The sequence below is a fragment of the Flavobacterium johnsoniae UW101 genome (genome assembly GCF_000016645.1).
GTDB lineage: Bacteria > Bacteroidota > Bacteroidia > Flavobacteriales > Flavobacteriaceae > Flavobacterium > Flavobacterium johnsoniae.
This window is the reverse complement of record NC_009441.1, coordinates 3,225,913-3,243,287: the sequence shown is the minus strand read 5'-3', so window position 1 is coordinate 3,243,287 and position 17,375 is coordinate 3,225,913. Positions and strand designations below refer to the sequence as shown.

Genomic DNA, 17,375 nt, shown 5'->3' with positions numbered 1-17,375 from the left:
GCAAAAAATAAAACAAAAGACGATGAAATTTATAGTATCGAGTTCGTACTTATTAAAACAATTACAAGTATTAGGAAGCGTTATTAACAGTAATAATACACTTCCTATTTTAGATAACTTTTTATTTGAACTAGACAATAATGAGTTGACAGTTTCGGCTTCAGACCTTGAAACTACAATGTCTGCTACATTATCAATCGATTCTACAAGTAAAGGAAGCGTTGCTGTACCGGCAAAACTTTTACTTGAAATTTTAAAGACATTTCCAGAGCAGCCTTTAACTTTTACAGTTGAAGACAATAATACAGTCGAAATCAGCTCTAATTCAGGAAAATATGCATTAGCGTATGCTGCCGGAGAAGAATTCCCTAAGTCTGTAAATCTGGAAGATCCGTCTGTAACTTTAGTTCCTGCTGATGTATTGGCAACTGCGGTAAGTAAAACCATTTTTGCTGCCGGAAACGATGATTTACGTCCGGTAATGTCTGGAGTTTTCTTCCAGTTCTCTCCAGAAGGTTTAACTTTTGTTGCTACAGATGCTCATAAATTAGTAAAATATGCACGTGCAGATGTAAAAGCATCTCAGGTTGCTGATTTTATTATGCCGAAGAAACCTTTAAATATCTTAAAAAGTATTTTAGGAAGTTCTGATGCGGAAGTAAAAATTGAATACAACGATTCAAATGCGACTTTCTCATTTGACAATTATATCTTAATGTGTCGTTTAATCGACGGAAAATACCCTAATTATGAAGCGGTGATTCCTAAAGAAAATCCAAACAAATTATTAATCGATCGTTCTTTATTTTTAAGCTCTGTTCGTCGTGTTGCGATTTTCTCAAACAAAACTACACACCAAATTCGTTTAAAAATTGCAGGAGCTGAATTAAATGTTTCTGCTGAAGATATCGATTACTCAAATAAAGCAGAAGAAAGACTAACTTGTGATTATCAAGGTGATGATCTTCAAATTGGTTTTAACTCTCGTTTCTTAATCGAAATGCTGACAAACCTTCAATCTGATGTGATTATGTTAGAGATGTCATTACCTAACAGAGCCGGGATTTTAACTCCTGCTGATGGCTTAGAAGAAGGTGAAACAGTAACAATGTTGGTAATGCCCGTAATGTTAAATAGTTAACATTAAAGTTTCTTTATGTTACAGGGATTTTTTTTAATTTGAAATTAAAGACATATCATTGTAAAAAAAATATCGCTATTAACCAACCATTTTTTATACCTAGAAACCGCAATTCTTTTTTAAGAGTTGCGGTTTTTTAGTTTTAGAGATTTTTTGTTTCATGTTTAAAGTTTCAAGTTGAAATACAATCAGACTTGTATCGTTATTCTATCGCAAAGCACGCAAGTTTTTTTACTATGCAGGATTTGTAAATAATGTAAAGTTCGCAAAGCTTTGTGTAAACTTTCCGCTCTCTGCGGTTAAATTTGACAACAAACCTGAAACTTCAAACCTGAAACAAGTTACCAGTCTTTTTTAATCCTTCTTCTTTTTAAATCCTAAATAATAATTCATTCCAAAACCTAAAGTTCTACTGTCGTATCTAGTTTGTGTTCTGTCTGCTTGAGCTAAAGCTTTTCCCATATTTACTCCTGTATAGTATAGATTGACAGCCAATGAATCATAATTTTTATCTGAAAGAATAATGTCTACTCCAATTCCTATTCCTATAGATTGCTGCCACTCGGTTACAATTTTCTTTTCAGTTTTTGACAGAGACGGATTATTCTGGTTGATTAAAGTATATTTTTCCTGAGCTTCAATTCGTGATATATTATAAATTGGCAGAATTTGAAGAAGCGCATCCCCGGCGCTATACTCACCGCAGGAAAGACATATTTTAGGTGTAAAGCCAAAATTTAAAGCACCTGCACTCAATTGTGATGTGCTTATAATATTTCCTGCTGCATCTGGTTTATTATAATCTTCAAGACTACCGTAGTAATAAGTTGTCGTAAATTCAGGTTTCAAAAATTTAAAAGCTTTAACTTCTATTCCTAATCCGCCCTGAAAATAAGCATTTCCTTTAAATTCAGTATTTCGATAAAGTGATAAATCAATTAAACCTCTTATTTGGGCATTTAAACCTACTGATAGCAAAATCAATAAAAAACAGAGTAAGTTTTTCTTCATAAAATGGTAAGTTACTGGTTATATTTTTTGCACTAAAATACTTTCTTTTTATATACAAAAATGAATTTCGTTTACTATTATTTACAGCCAACAAAATCTTAAATTTCAGGCCTTAAATAAATTTTTCTGTATTTTTGTAAAATGAAAATAGAAATTTGGTCGGACATCATGTGTCCGTTTTGTTATATCGGAAAAAGGCAATTGGAAACGGCCTTACAACAGTTTCCAGATAACGACTTTGAAATTGAATGGAAAAGTTTTCAGCTTGATCCAACAATTACGCCTGAGCCGGGAAAAGACGTTTATACGTATTTAGCGGAACGAAAAGGAATGACAGTCGAGCAATCTAAAGAAATGCACAAAGGTGTCGCAGAACGTGCTAAAAGCGTTGGTTTAGAGTATAACTTTGACAAAGCAGTTATTTCAAATTCTTTAGAAGCGCATAGAATTATCCAATTGGCTAAAACTAAAAAATTAGGCGACGAAATTGAAGAAATTTTCTTTAAAGCTTATTTTACAGAAGGACGGGATTTAAACGACGGCCCGACTTTAATTGAATTAGCTGAAAAAGCCGGATTAGATAAAAATGATGTTTTAGAAGTATTAAAAAGCGATAATTTATACTTAAAAGAAGTTGAACACGATATTGAAGAAGCACAGCAAATTGGCGTTCAGGGTGTTCCTTTCTTTGTTTTTGACCGAAAATATGCTGTTTCTGGTGCTCAGCCGGTTGAAGCTTTTGTGCAAACAATAAAAGAAGGTTTAAAATAAAATTTCAATTATAAAAAAAACGGATGAGTAAATTGCTCATCCGTTTTTTTTATAGTTTAATCGCAAAGAAAACTTACTGCTCCCAATAAGGCTGCAATTTCATTATCTGTAGAAATAGAAACTACTATATCTAAATCAGATTCTTTTATTTTTTTATTGAATAAAGGCAGGAATAATTCTCTTGCGTTGGCAATTTTACCGCCAATGATGATATGATCTGCTGCAAAATTCTTTATCCACGGAATAACAACTTCTGCTAAATCTTCTCCCATTGTTTCAAAAGCTTTTAAAGCCATTTGATCACCTTGCAAGGCTAAATTATAAAGTTCCAGACCATTGTTGAGATCAATATTCGTTAAAGATTTGTAATCTGCCAAAAGACCTCGCGCAGAAACATAATCTTCTGCAATACCTTCTTTGTAAGGCAGATTATAAATTTCACCGTCGGCAGGAACAGAACTGCCTGAGTTAATCGAAACACCTTTATCAATAAAACAAGCACCAAGTCCGGTTCCTAGAGTAACTGCCATAACTTTTTTAGAAAGGTTTTCCTGTTGTTTAAAAACTTCACCTTTTCCAAAACAAACGGCATCATTTTCAAAAAGAACAGGGAAATTTTCAGGAAAGTTTAGACTTTCTAAAAGCAGTTCCCGCACATTCAATCCGTAAAAATGTTCGTATTTAGATTGATCTTTAATCCAGCAGATCCCTTTTTCGTAATCAAAAGGCCCAGGCATACAAACGGCTATTCCAGTTATATTTTCAACTTTTGAGTTTTCAATTGCAGTATCGATCACTCTTTTCCAAATATCCATTACGTGATTTACAGGCAAATTAGAATCGAATGATTCTTTATATATCGAAGAATCAACAATTTTCATTTCTGTTTTATTGATAACTCCAGCTGTAATATGTGTCCCGCCTATATCTAGCCCAATGGCGTATGATGTATTCATTTTTCCTTATTTTGCTTAGTACTAGATATTTTTATCTTTTAAAATTTGAGGATAATGAATGCTGGTATGTACAATCATTTCTCCAAAAAGTGTATTTGCCCACGCAAACCATTTACGGGTAAATTTATTAACGTCGTCTTTATGGAAAGATTCGTGCATAAATCCTGTATCGGCATTGGTTTTAATTAAATTACTGATACAAGCTTTTATTTCTTTTTCGTCTACACTTGTAATGGCTCTTAAAACAATACTCATAGGCCAGATTGTATCGACTCCGGTGTGCGGACCGCCAATACCTTCTCCTGCTTTTCCTTTGTAGAAAAACGGATTGTTTTCTGAAAGCACTACTTTTCGTGTATTTAGATATAAAGGATCATTTGGAGCAATAGCACCTAAATAAGGTAATGATAATAAAGACGGCACATTAGCATCGTCCATCATGTGGAAACTGCCGTATCCGTTTACTTCAAAAGCAATAATTTTCCCGAATTTTGGATGATTGATTATTCCATGTTCATTAAGTCCTTTTTGAACTTCATCTCTTAATTTTGTGGCTTTTACAACTAGATCATTGTCTTTTAAAGCCGGTAAAGAGAAAATTTCGATTAAATAACCTAGTATTTCAATCGCAAACATATTACTCGGAATCAAATAACCAAACAAAGTAGAATCGTCGCTTGGTCTGAAAGTCGAAACAATTAATCCGCAAGGTTTTACAGGATAACCGTAACCGCCTAACGGAACTCCATCTGTTGCCCACGCTGTCTGACGCTGAAAACTATACGGTCCGCCTTTCCCGTCCATTCGCTGCTGCTCTTTAAAAGTCTGCAGAATTAAAAGCATCGCTTCTTTCCATTTGGCATCAAACAAACTGATATCTCCTGTTTCTTTCCAATATCCGTGTGCTAATCTAACTGGATAACACAAACTGTCAATTTCCCATTTTCTTTCATGAATTCCGGGCTGCATTTTAGTAAGGTCATTTTTCCATTCGCTTTCCTTCGTGAAATCTTTATAAAAAGCATTAGCATACGGATCCAGCAGAATACATTTCGCCTGACGATTGATTACTCCTTTTACCAGTTCTGCGAGTTTTGGATCTTCCTTTACAAACGGAATATACGGCCAAATCTGTGCTGTACTATCTCTAAGCCACATGGCATCAATATCTCCCGTAATTACATACGTGTCCGGTTTTCCGTCAATAATTTCAAAATCAACTGTTGTATCTAGCGTATTTGGGAAACAGTTTTCAAATATCCATGCTAATTCTGGATTGGCAATTTGTTTTTTAACACGTACAATAGCGGCTTCAATTGCCTTACTTGTAAATTTTCTTTCGGCAACAGGTGGTCTTTTAGAAACAAAATCTTTTAGCGGAAACTGAAAAGTATCTGAATTAAATCCAAAAGCTTCTGTTTGAATTGCTAATAAACCTGCTGAAAAAATACCTGCGTTTTTTATAAATTTTCTACGTGACTGCATATATATTTTTATTTTGAAGTTGAGTAAGAATATGGGTATGATTCTTTTGCTGTGCCTCTTTTTAAATTTGGAGAACTTGTCATATCAAAATTTAATTCTCCTCCTTTTAATACATCAAAATGATTGATATAATTTTTAGAATAAAGAGCATTATCCCATTTTAATTCGTTTACATATCTGCTGGTTTCTGAATTATCAGGCGCGCTGATAATAAGCTGTTTTCCGTTTTCTAACTGCAAAGTTGTTTTCTTAAACAAAGGTGCTCCCAAAACATATTCTTCTGTTCCCGGGCAAACCGGATAAAATCCCATTGCTGAAAATATATACCAGGCAGAAGTCTGTCCGTTATCTTCATCTCCGCAATAACCGTCTGGAGTTGGTTTATATAAGCGGTTCATTACTTCTCTTGACCAATATTGCGTTTTCCAAGGTTCGCCTGCATAATTGTATAAATAAATCATGTGCTGAATTGGCTGGTTTCCGTGAGCATATTGTCCCATATTCATAATCTGCATTTCGCGGATTTCATGAATAACAGAACCATAATAACTATCATCAAAAACCGGAGGAGTTGTAAAAACTGCATCTAATTTTGCTGTGAAATTTTTCTCTCCGCCCATTAAATCAATCAACCCCTGAATATCATGAAAAACACTCCAGCTGTAATGCCAGCTGTTTCCCTCGGTAAAAGCATCTCCCCATTTAAACGGATTAAAATTAGGTGAAAAACTGCCGTCTTTATTACGTCCGCTCATTAATCCGATAGAAGGATTGTAAAGGTTTTTATAATTCATCATTCGCTTTTCAAGCAGATTGATTTCTTTTTTGGGACGATCTAAAGCTTTGGCTAATTTCCAAATCGTAAAATCATCATAAGCATATTCCAGCGTTCTCGCTGCATTTTCGTTGATCTTCACATCATACGGAACATATCCTAAAGAATTGTAATACTGAACTCCTTTTCTGCCTACAGCATCTATTGGTCCTTCATTATTGGCTCCGTGAAGCAAAGCTTCGTACAAAGTATTGATATCGTAGCCGCGTAATCCTTTCATATAAGCATCAGAAACTACAGAGGCAGAATTATTTCCTACCATTACATTTCTAAAACCCGGACTTGACCATTCTGGCAGAAATCCGCCTTCTTTGTAATCGTTTATTAATCCTTCCTGCATTTCTTTATTTATAGAAGGATAAACCAGATTTAATAAAGGATATAAGGCACGGAAAGTATCCCAGAATCCGGTTCCTGCATACATATAACCCGGCAGAACTTTTCCATTATACGGACTGTAATGCACTATATCGCCGTCTTTATTGATTTCATATTGTTTTTGAGGAAAACAAACTGTGCGGTACAAACAAGAATAAAAGGTTTTTAACTGCTCTTCATTTGTATCTTCAACAGTAATTTTTCCTAAAACTTTGTTCCATTCATTTTTAGACTGAGCAACAGTTTCTTCGAATGAAGCTGTCCCCAATTCATTTTTTAAATTTAATTCTGCTTGTTCAAAACTGATAAAAGATGATGCAATTTTTACATTTACTTTTTCTCCTTTTTTAGTTTTAAAACTTACCACAGCGCCAGCATGAGTTGCAGTTAGTTCTAATTTGCCTTTTTCTAAAGTTTTATCATTAAAGGTTGAATTTACTGCAAACGGCTTATCAAAATAAAGCACAAAATAGTTTTTGAAATTATCCGGAACACCACCGCTGTTACGAGTTGTATAACCTATAATTTTATTTTCAGATGGTATAATTTTTATGTAAGATCCTTTATTAAAAGCATCCACTACAATTGACGAATTTTCATTTTCAGGAAATGTTATTTGAAAATGAGCCGCTCTTTCTGTTGTTGTAATTTCGGTTGTAACATCATAATCAGCCAGATAAACGCTGTAATAATAGGGTTTTGAAACTTCTGCTTTATGACTGAACCAGCTCGCACGTTCGTCTTCGGCGAAAGCCAATTTACCGGTAACGGGCATAATCGAAAACTGACCGTAATCGTTCATCCAGGGTGAAGGCTGATGCGTCTGCTTAAATCCTCTAATTTTTTCTGCGGTATAAGTATACGCCCATCCGTCGCCCATTTTTCCGGTTTGCGGCGTCCAGAAATTCATTCCCCAGGGCCTGCAGATTGCGGGATAGGTATTCCCGTTTGAAAGATTATGAAGGGATTGTGTTCCCATTAACGGGTTTACATATTCTACTGGTTCTTTAACTTGTGCATTTACAGAAATGCAATACTGTATTAATCCAAAAAAAATTAAACTCTTTATTTTCATAGTTTTTACTTTTTTATGCTATACGCTTTAAGCTTTAGGCTGTAAGCTTTAAAACTGAACTTTAATTTTATACCTATGAGGTTTTAAAAACCTTGCAGGAAACTGAATGGTCTTAGTTCTTAAATCTAAAATCTACACTCTAAAATCTAAAATCAATTAGGTCTGTCTTCTTTCTTAACTCCAAATGTCGTTGACGGTTTGCTTCCCATATATAATTTCAGCTCTCCGCCTTTTACTATCATTTCTTGCGTGATATATGATTTTGTGTAAGGCTTTCCGTTATATTCTGCTTTTTGAATGTACATATTTGAAACGCTGTTATTAACCGCATTTATCGTAAATGAAATATCTTTTTTATGATGAATTACAGCAGTATTTACCAGCGGACTTCCCAAAACATAAATTCCGTTTGCCGGATTTACCGAATAGAATCCCATAGAAGATAAAATATACCAAGCCGACATTTGCCCTAAATCTTCATTACCGCACAATCCGTCTGGTTTTGTTGAGTAGAATTTTTCGTCGATTTCTCGAATTAATTTTGCTGTTTTCCAAGGCTGCCCTGCATAAGCATACAAATACGGAATATGATGATTTGGCTCGTTTCCGTGTGCGTACTGACCAATTAAACCGCTGATATCTGGCGAAACATCCTCACCTTCTACTTTATCAGTCAGCAGGAAAAGTGAATCCAGTTTTGCGATAAATTTATCTTCGCTTCCAAATAAATCGATTAAACCATACGGATCCTGCGGCACCAGCCAAGTGTACTGCCACGCATTTCCTTCAACATAATCGTCTTTACGATGCGCTGATGAAAGCGGATTAAATGGCGTTCTCCAATTTCCATTTGTTAATTTACCACGCATAAAAGTGGTTTCTTTATCAAAATACAGTTTGTATAAATTGGCTCTTTTCGTGAAATAATTGTAATCGTCTGTTTTGTTTAAAGCTTTTGCCATCAAAGCAATACAGTAATCATCGATTGCATATTCTAAAGCGTTTCCAACAGATTCTAATAGTTTATCAGCAGGAATATATTCGAGTTTTTGAACGTAATCCATTCCCTCACGCGTCTGCATTGCCGTTTTTTTAATAGCTTCGTATGCTAAGCTGACATCATAATCACGATACCCTTTTAAATAAGCATCGACAATAACAGCTATAGAATGATTTCCGTTCATGGTATTGGTTTCGTTGCCCATTAAATGCCAAACCGGTAATCTGCCTTGCTGCTGATAAATCGCTAAAAACGATTTTACAATATCATTGATTTTTTCTGGCTGCGTAATCGTGTACAATGGATGCAGTCCGCGGTAAGTATCCCAAAGCGAAAAAGTAGTGTAATTGGTAAAATTGGCTTTTTCGTAGACTTTTTTATCTGTTCCAAGATAATCTCCGTTCGCATCATTAAAAATAGAAGGTGCAAACATGGTATGATACAATGAAGTATAGAAAACTTTCATTGTTTTTTCGTCTGCTTTTATCTGAACTTTATTCAATTCTTTGTTCCATTTTGAATCTGCCAGTTTAACTACAGTTTCAAAATCCCAATTCGGAATTTCTGCTTTTATATTGGCAGATGCATTTTCGGTACTTACTGGAGAAATCCCCACTTTTACCAGAATCTGTTTATTTTTTAAGGTTTTGAAATCTAAAACCGCTTTTATTTTTAAGCCTTCGCCTTCAGTTCCTTTTATCACCGTTGTGCTGTCATAAACCTTTAAATTTGTAATGGATTCAGAGAACTCCATTGCAAAATAAATGCGCTGATCTGCTGCCCATCCTGCCGAATAACGGTAACCTTCTATTTTGGTTTCGCTTACTTTTTTAATGAACGTTTTTACGGGTCTGTCCCAACCAATTCCGTCGGCAAGATCAATTAAAATGTGTGAATCGTTTGTGTTTTCAAAAGTATATTTATGAAAACCGACTCTTTCGCTGGCTGTTAATTCGGCTTTAACTTTATATTTATCTAATAAAACACTGTAATATCCTGGTTTTACGACTTCGTTTTTATGAGAGAAATACGAACCATAACCGTTTACCATATCTTCTTTTGTTCCTTTGGTCAAACCGACTTTTCCGCTCACAGGAAGCACCAAAATATCATTTAAATCTCCAATTCCGGTTCCGCTTAAATGTGTGTGTGTGAAGCCCAAAATGGTATTACTGGCATAATTATACCCGCTGCACCAGTCCCAGCCTTCAAAAATATTTACAGGTCCCAACTGTACAGCTCCAAAAGAAACATTTGCTCCCACAAATACGTGTCCATGTCCAGCCGAACCAATAAACGGATCGACATATTTCGTATAATTGATATCTGCTTGTTTTGCCTTTTTTTGCTGTGAAACTGCTGGATTGACAAAAAGTAAACTTAAAGCCAGGAAACCACTAAATACTATTCTCATATATTTTTTATTTTTGATTGCGCATTGTTTAGCCCGCTGATGAAACGGATTAAACTGATTGACGCTGACGTTTTTTAATTTCTACAGATAGACTAAACTGTTTTAAAAAAAACATTGCCCCTTTGTCTCTTTGAACCTTTGTAACTTTATTTATACTTTTCCAAAACCTCAAACAAAGAATAAATCTTAATCTCTGGCTTCGTTATTTTCCCTTCAAACGAAATTGTTTTTTCTTCTCCTGCTTTTAGATCAAAATAATTATCGCTCCATTTTCCATTATATCCTTTCATAGAGATGTAAACGTATTTTGCCATTTTCAGAGCTTTTATAATTATGTTATTTCCTTTTATTTCCCAGTTGATTTTTGGATCTTCTAAAGATAAATCTCTTGGGCGTATAAAATCAGTTTCTGGTTTTACATCGTCTCTGTACGCTTCTCTTATGGCATACCACGAAGCTCGTGGTTCGCGGTTATAATAATCTGTAATACTCCAGCTTGCTGTTGGCCAGCAGTCGTTTAACTGCCAGATTAAAGTTCCCATATTGTACGGTTCTTTAGAACGATGTGTGCCTGCGATATTTTTAACAACATAGTATTGAAGACATTGCGTTAAATAGGTATAATCTTCTAAACTTATGTTTTTTATTTTAGCCGAATCGATAAAATACCTGTTTAAATAGGAATCCAGCTTTTCAAATCCTTTTCCAGATTTTTGATGCGCCAATACTATATCCGAATATAAATATCGGTCTTCAGGCAGAGTAAATACTTCTACAGACGAATAATTTGGCATCGACAGCATTCCGTATTCGCTCACAAATCGTCCCGTTTTTTTCTGTACGGCTTCAATATCTTCCAATCCCCACCAGATTCCCCAATAATGGCTGTCTCCTTCGGTTACGCTTTTTGGTTTTGACCAATGGTATAATGGTGAAGAGCTTAAATACGGACGTTTACCATCGACTTCTTTTACCCATTTCGGAATACTGTCATGAAATAAACGTGTGTAATCTTTCCACAAACGAATGGAATCCTGCTTTGAAATTTTGAAATTTTTCATCCAGCCCCAGTTTTTAAAAGCTTCATCAGATTCGTTGTTGCCGCACCATAAAACAATACTTGGATGATGACGCAGTCTTTTTACCTGATATTGAACTTCTTTTTTTACATTTTCAAAAAAAGCATCGTCTCCGGGAACCATAGTACCTGCAAACATAAAATCCTGCCAGACATTTATACCGTATTTATCACATAAATCGTAGAAATAATCGTCTTCATAAATACCGCCGCCCCAAACGCGAAGCATATTCATATTGGCCTCTTTGGCAGATAAAACTATTTTTTCATATTCTTTTTTAGATACTCTTGAAAGAAAAGCATCAGATGGAATATAATTAGCTCCTTTCATATAAACCGGGTTTCCGTCAATTTTAAAATAAAACGAACTGCCAAGACTGTCTTTGTCTTGTATTAATTCGATTTTTCGAGTTAATACATACGGTTTCTCAGGTTCTTTTTCATCATAAGCTTCAAATCTTGGTGTTTTCCATATGCCGCAGGTTGTGAATTTTGGTCCCCAATCCCAGCCAAAATGGTATTGGGCTTTGCGTACATAAGTACGCGGATTGTCTGGAATTACAAATGGGTAATCTTTTTTTGCCAATGAATCTACCACATTTTGTGCCGATTGAAATACGATTCGTAAATCATTATTTCCTGATTTCAAGACTTTTTTTACATCAACCCGCCATTGACGGAACATATTATCGGCTTTTAAAACCAGCTGATTGTTTACATAAACAGCTGCGTAAGTATCTAATCCGTCAAAAACTAATTCTGTATTTTTCTTTTTCAGCATATTTGCCGTAACCTGAAAAGCAGTTTTGTATTCCCAGTTTTTACGTTCGATCCACTGCAGTTTTTTTTCGTTATCTCTGTAAAATGGGTCTGGTATTAATTTGCTGTTTAGCAAATCGGTATGGATTTCTCCCGGAACGCTGGCCGTATACCATTTTTGTGTTTTTTCTTCACGATATGTCCAATTACTTTTTAATTCAATTTTTTGTGCAAAGGCAATTGATGTAAAACCTGCCAGACAAAGGGACATTATACAATGAAGTTTATTTTGATAATTCATTTTACTGAGTAATATATTAATACCTTCTAAAATTAGTAAAAAGGTAAGTAATTCGGACTATTGGCAGTTTCGAGAAGGAAAAGGATGTACTAAATCATTCCTTCTCTTTAGAATTTATTTTTCGTTATTAACTCAAAATACAACTAGAAATATCTTCTTTACCACTGCCTTAGGTTTTATTTTGGTTTTGATATGGATCATTTTAAATTGAAATAAACTTTAAATACAGCATTTTGATTTTTTTTTAAATGCAGAAAATAAATCCATCTTTTTCAGCAGAAACTGTATGGGTTTTGTGCGAAAAAAAGGTATTTGAAACTGCAAAATAAGGGTTCAAATGCTTTTTAAGTTCATTTAATTAAATGATTTAAAAATAAGCCGGGCATGCTCAGTACCCGACTTATCTTAACTAACCAACCAAATTTAAAAATTATTTATCCCACCAGATTCTTGTGGTCATTAAATCTAAACCTTGACGTTGAATTGCTTCTTTATAATTAGCCTCATTTGTGATAAGTTCTGACTGATCATAAATTAACCTTCTTGGAATTGTTCCTTTTGTATCTCCCGTTGGATCATTAACAGGAACTAATACAGGATAACCTGTTCTTCTGTATTCTGAGAAAGCTTCAAAACCATTGAATAACAATACGATCCATTTTTGAGTAATAATCTGCTCGATTTTCTCTGCTTCTGTTCCTGCAGATTTAAATGGATAAGTTGTGATATAGGTGTTATATTCTGCAGGTGTAACAGCTGGTACTTTATCTCCAAAAATGGTTAAAATATTCATTGCCGCTCTTACTCCATTTTCATAATAAGTCTGAGCCGATCCGCCCACACTCCATCCTTTTACTGAAGCTTCTGCCAATAAAAACTGAACTTCTGCATAAGACATGATTAAAGTTGGTGCATCATAACGCAATACTGTAGAAGTATTTGGGTCTGAGAAAAGTTTTTTATCTCCTCCCGGAAATTCTTTTGCATCATTTGCCAAACCTTGCTGACTTGCCGGATTGTTATCTCCTGTTGCCTCAAGTTTTGCATAAATTCTTAAACGAGGATCGTTTGTGTTTTTCAATAAATCGATAAATGTTTTACTGAATTTAATATTAGATTCTCCTCCATTTAAATCATTTCTTACCCATGAAGATGTAATTGGATTGGTTTTAACTCCCGGAGGCCCTGCATCATGCTGTAAAACAAGACTGTCATCATTTGATGTAAAAACACCTTTTGAATATGCTTTTTCTACAAATTCTTTTGCTTTTGCAGGATTAACTTTAGACAAACGCATTGCTACACGCAGCATTAAAGAGTTTGCCAGTTTTTTCCATCTTGCAACATCACTTTGGTAATACAAATCGGCATTGCCAACAAATGGTTTTGTTGCATCAAGAGCTGTTCCTGCTTCGTCCAATTCTTTTAAAAGATCATTGTAGATCGCTTCCTGTGTATCATACTTAGGAGAAAACACGTTTCCGTTGTATCCTTTTCCAGCTTCAAAATAAGGAACTTCACCATAAGTATCTGTCAATTTTTGAAACAAGAAAACTTTCATGATTCTTAATGCCTGAATCATATTGGTATTTTCCGGCGTATTATCAACTACAGATAATAACTGGAAAATTTGATTTAATCCTTTACCATACGTTTCTCCAAAAAGAGCTGCTGAATATTCCGAAGAATACGTGTATTTTGAACCTGGCCCTCCAAGTGAAGAAAATTGCTGCACGATTTGCGCTGCATATAAATTGTTTCCTCTGGTGTTAGAAAAATCCTGCCCGTCAACATAAATCTCAGCAAGCGTAAACATTGATTTTACAGCCGGATCTGTCAAAGCATTTGGATTTTTATTCATTTCTTCGAATCCTTTATCGCAAGAAGCTAATGTCATGGCACTAACAATTGCGATACAAAATATTTTTATATATCTATTTTTCATCTTTCTTAAGTATTAGAATTTGACATTAAGTGCAAAACCATAATTTCTTGTCAACGGCATTGATGCTCTCTCCATACCCTGAGCATTACTATTTGAATAGTTTGACTCTGGATCAATATTTGGAACTTTGTCATAAATAGTCCATAAATTATGAGCTGAGAATGATAAACTTACAGACTGAAATGGTGTTTTTTGCAAATATGTTTTTGGGAAGTTGTAAGCAAATGAAATTGCTCTAAGCTTAACAAAATCAGCATCGTAAACAAAGTTTGATGTAACATCGCTGTAACTTCTCCAATAATCGTATGCCGAAACTGTTGTGTTAACCGGGTTTCCGTTAACATCTTTTCCGCTTACAGCTACTCCGCCCTCACGGCCCGGAAGTGTAATTTCAGATAATCCGTAACGTGTTCCTAACTGATTTGTAGCTGAGTAGATTTCTCCGCCAAATTTAGCATCAACAAAAACAGAAAGTGTGAAATTTTTATATGAAAAATCATTTGAAAGTCCCATTGATGTTGGCGCAACACCTTGACCAGCAATAATTAAATTTCCTCTCAAGAATTTTCCGTTTGTATCAAGAACAATATTTCCCTGAGCATCTCTTAAATAATCATAAGCTTTAATAACACCAAAAGGCTGTCCTTTTTCTAAAACTACAGAAGCTCTTCCGTCTCTGTTTCCTTCTAATGATTTAGTTGTGATTTTATCTGAAAGATTCAAAACTTCACTATGGTTGTAAGCAAAATTGTAACCTACGCTCCATGCAAAACTTGGTGTTTTAACCGCTTTTACATTAATAGCAAACTCCACCCCTTTGTTCAGGATTTCTCCCACGTTGATTTTTGTAGTTCTGTAGCCAGAAGCCTGAGAAACATCAGCATCAGTAATATCATTCGTAGTTTTTTTGCTGTAAAAAGTCAAATCTGTACTTACTCTGTTATTGAAGAATGTATTCTCAAAACCAAATTCAATTGTGCTTACATTATAAGGTTTCAAAGTTCTGTTTGGAATTGTTTCTCCATTTACACCCAAAATTGGCTGTCCTAAAGAATCCGTCTGTCCGTCTGGCGTAATATAAGTCAATGCTAAAGCATAAGCTTCTGGAAGTGCACCTCCAACGTTACCCCAGCCTGCTCTAATCTTACCATAAGAAATCCACTCAGGAAGACCTATAACTTCAGAATAAATAAAACTTGAACTTACAGAAGGATAAAAAGTACTGTTATTTGATGGATCTAAAGTTGAAAACCAATCTTCACGTCCTGTTAAACTTAAATATAAGAAATCTTTGTATCCAATATCTGCAGAATAGAAAAGAGAGTTTACTTCACTTTCTGAAAACAATTTCTCGGTTTTATCAGGCTGTGTGTTTCCGTAGAAATATTTAAATGGAACAATAAAGTTGTTTCCTTTCATTTTAATGCCGCTGTATCGGTTATGCTGACGGTTTGCACCAACAAAAGCATCTAACGAAATATTTTTAGCAATATCTCCTCTGTAACCTAAGAAACCAGAAGCATTTACTTCAGAACGAGTTTCTATTCTGTTTTCAATTGATCCTCCTGGACTGTAATTTATTCCGGTAGGTTCAATTTCTGTATATTCATAATTGATATCATCAATACCAATAACAGCTTTAGCATAAATTTTATCTGTAATGTTATAATTTACTTTTGCAGAACCAATAAAACGCTTTCTTAAATCATCATTTAAAGGAGATTTTGTAGCAAAGTAAGGATTTGTATGATATACGTTTGCTCCTAAATAATCTTCTTCTCCTCCATTTGCATCATAAGGATTACTTAACCATCTAATATCTGTTCCCGGAGTCATAAAAGTAGTTGGGAAAGATGGGTTTCTTGGCGAATCATTTAAGTATGGACGGTTATGACTTTTCTCAGAGATGTATTGAGCATTTGTCTCAATGCTGATTTTTTTATTTGGAGCTGAGTTTAAACTCAAAGCTACGTTGTTTCTTCCAAAAGTAGTTTCCGGCATGATCGATTCGTCTTTAGTGTTTCCAAAAGACAATCTGAAATTTGTTGTTTCATTTCCGCCAGAAATTGCCAAAGTATTACTGAAAGAATATCCAGTTCTGTAGAAATTTTCAACATTATCTTTTCCATAAGCCTGATACGGTCTTGTAGCACCGTCTAGAGATAATGAAGGCGTTCCATCATATTTATCTCCCCAGGCAAAATAGTAAGAATCTCTAAGTTCTTGTAAATTAGTGAATCTGGTTGGCACACCGCTCGCATTTGGAGCTCCAGCACCGTATTGATCCTGCCATTTTAAAAGACTTACTGGTGTATTAAAAGTAGAATTTGTGCTGAAATCTACTCCTATTCCCGTTCCGTTTTTACCTTTTTTAGTTGTAATTAAGATAACACCGTTTGATCCTCTATACCCGTAAAGAGCAGAAGCGGCGCTACCTTTTAAAACAGACATCGAAGCAATATCATCTGGATTGAAAGAAGACATACCATCTCCTTTATCAGCTCCACCCCACATTCCTGCATTTCCCTGCTGTGTGTTGTCAATTGGAATTCCGTCTACAACATACAAAGGCTGGTTAAGTCCTGATGCCGAAGTAGCTCCACGAATTACAACTCGGCTTGAACCAGATGGTCCCGTAACCGGCGCCGAAACGTTTACCCCGGCAATTTTGCCCTGAAGTGCGTTTCCTAAGTTAATTTCTTTATTTTTTGTCAGGTCTTCGCCCTTAAGCTCTCCAACTGCGTAACCTAAACTTTTCTTTTGTTTTTTAACCCCAAATGAAGTTACAACAACATCTTTTAATTCCTGTGTAGTTTCAACTAATGTCACAGCAACTCTAATCTCTTTTTCCTGAAGTACTACCAGTTTTGACTGAAAACCTATAGAAGATACATTAAGGGTAACTTTTCCTTCAGGAACATTCATTTTAAATCGCCCTTCGGCGTCTGTAATAGCACTAAATGGTTTTCCTTGAACCTCGACTGATGCAGCAACAATTCCCTTGTTCTCTGCATCTGTAACTATGCCGGTTATTAATCGATTTTGCGCAGCAGCACTTAAACTGCTCAGCAATATCACTCCTAACACTGCTAATATTCGTTTCATAAGCATTTTTTTTGGTTATTGGTTTTGATTTCGTTTTGTGTTTGTTTGTGTTTGTGTTTGCTTTAAATAATTAATAAAAATTTGAACTCTGTTTTCAATATTACAGCACAATCAGTATTTT

General features: G+C 35.0%; 10 protein-coding genes. 2 read left to right on the top strand and 8 right to left on the bottom strand.

What is annotated here, in order from left to right; all coding sequences use genetic code 11:
• Positions 1–22: 22 nt before the first annotated feature.
• Complete coding sequence (dnaN, locus tag FJOH_RS14100) at positions 23–1,141, top strand: DNA polymerase III subunit beta (RefSeq protein WP_012024781.1); 1,119 nt, start codon at positions 23–25, stop codon at positions 1,139–1,141.
• Positions 1,142–1,495: 354 nt separating this feature from the next.
• Here dnaN and FJOH_RS14095 read toward each other — a convergent pair whose 3' ends face one another.
• Positions 1,496–2,152, bottom strand: a complete 657-nt coding sequence (locus FJOH_RS14095; RefSeq protein WP_012024780.1) for a hypothetical protein — start codon at positions 2,150–2,152, stop codon at positions 1,496–1,498.
• A gap of 141 nt (positions 2,153–2,293) precedes the next feature.
• Here FJOH_RS14095 and FJOH_RS14090 point away from each other — a divergent pair, with 141 nt between their 5' ends.
• Positions 2,294–2,923, top strand: coding sequence for a DsbA family oxidoreductase (locus FJOH_RS14090; protein ID WP_012024779.1), 630 nt, complete (start codon positions 2,294–2,296; stop codon positions 2,921–2,923).
• A gap of 56 nt (positions 2,924–2,979) precedes the next feature.
• On the opposite strand, the gene FJOH_RS14085 is transcribed toward FJOH_RS14090, so the two are convergent.
• The 7 genes from FJOH_RS14085 to FJOH_RS14055 all read right to left on the bottom strand — a co-directional run bounded on the left by FJOH_RS14085 (position 2,980) and on the right by FJOH_RS14055 (position 17,254).
• Positions 2,980–3,879 (bottom strand): ROK family protein, encoded by a 900-nt coding sequence (locus FJOH_RS14085; protein ID WP_012024778.1) that lies wholly within the window; start codon positions 3,877–3,879, stop codon positions 2,980–2,982.
• A 21-nt stretch (positions 3,880–3,900) separates the two neighbouring features.
• Entirely contained in the window at positions 3,901–5,364 is a 1,464-nt protein-coding gene (locus FJOH_RS14080; protein WP_012024777.1) for a glycoside hydrolase family 125 protein, read from the bottom strand.
• Positions 5,365–5,372: 8 nt separating this feature from the next.
• Positions 5,373–7,652 carry a GH92 family glycosyl hydrolase gene (locus FJOH_RS14075; RefSeq protein WP_012024776.1) on the bottom strand — a complete coding sequence of 760 codons (2,280 nt, stop codon included), beginning with the start codon at positions 7,650–7,652 and terminating at the stop codon, positions 5,373–5,375.
• 152 nt (positions 7,653–7,804) lie between these two features.
• On the bottom strand, positions 7,805–10,066 hold the full coding sequence (locus tag FJOH_RS14070) for a GH92 family glycosyl hydrolase (RefSeq protein WP_012024775.1): 2,262 nt from the start codon (positions 10,064–10,066) through the stop codon (positions 7,805–7,807).
• Between the two features lie 146 nt (positions 10,067–10,212).
• Positions 10,213–12,204, bottom strand: a complete 1,992-nt coding sequence (locus FJOH_RS14065) for a beta-mannosidase (protein ID WP_012024774.1) — start codon at positions 12,202–12,204, stop codon at positions 10,213–10,215.
• A 430-nt stretch (positions 12,205–12,634) separates the two neighbouring features.
• The gene (locus FJOH_RS14060; protein WP_012024773.1) at positions 12,635–14,149 is read right to left on the bottom strand and encodes a SusD/RagB family nutrient-binding outer membrane lipoprotein; all 1,515 of its coding nucleotides are present in this window, start codon (positions 14,147–14,149) and stop codon (positions 12,635–12,637) included.
• A gap of 12 nt (positions 14,150–14,161) precedes the next feature.
• Positions 14,162–17,254 (bottom strand): SusC/RagA family TonB-linked outer membrane protein, encoded by a 3,093-nt coding sequence (locus tag FJOH_RS14055; RefSeq protein WP_044048323.1) that lies wholly within the window; start codon positions 17,252–17,254, stop codon positions 14,162–14,164.
• Positions 17,255–17,375 lie beyond the last annotated feature (121 nt).

Excerpts from the sequence above, each read along its gene's own strand:
- dnaN (WP_012024781.1), top strand. The coding sequence starts at position 23 with ATGAAATTTATAGTATCGAGTTCGTACTTATTAAAACAATTACAAGTA.
- FJOH_RS14095 (WP_012024780.1), bottom strand. The coding sequence starts at position 2,152 with ATGAAGAAAAACTTACTCTGTTTTTTATTGATTTTGCTATCAGTAGGT.
- FJOH_RS14090 (WP_012024779.1), top strand. The coding sequence starts at position 2,294 with ATGAAAATAGAAATTTGGTCGGACATCATGTGTCCGTTTTGTTATATC.
- FJOH_RS14085 (WP_012024778.1), bottom strand. The coding sequence starts at position 3,879 with ATGAATACATCATACGCCATTGGGCTAGATATAGGCGGGACACATATT.
- FJOH_RS14080 (WP_012024777.1), bottom strand. The coding sequence starts at position 5,364 with ATGCAGTCACGTAGAAAATTTATAAAAAACGCAGGTATTTTTTCAGCA.
- FJOH_RS14075 (WP_012024776.1), bottom strand. The coding sequence starts at position 7,652 with ATGAAAATAAAGAGTTTAATTTTTTTTGGATTAATACAGTATTGCATT.
- FJOH_RS14070 (WP_012024775.1), bottom strand. The coding sequence starts at position 10,066 with ATGAGAATAGTATTTAGTGGTTTCCTGGCTTTAAGTTTACTTTTTGTC.
- FJOH_RS14065 (WP_012024774.1), bottom strand. The coding sequence starts at position 12,204 with ATGAATTATCAAAATAAACTTCATTGTATAATGTCCCTTTGTCTGGCA.
- FJOH_RS14060 (WP_012024773.1), bottom strand. The coding sequence starts at position 14,149 with ATGAAAAATAGATATATAAAAATATTTTGTATCGCAATTGTTAGTGCC.
- FJOH_RS14055 (WP_044048323.1), bottom strand. The coding sequence starts at position 17,254 with ATGAAACGAATATTAGCAGTGTTAGGAGTGATATTGCTGAGCAGTTTA.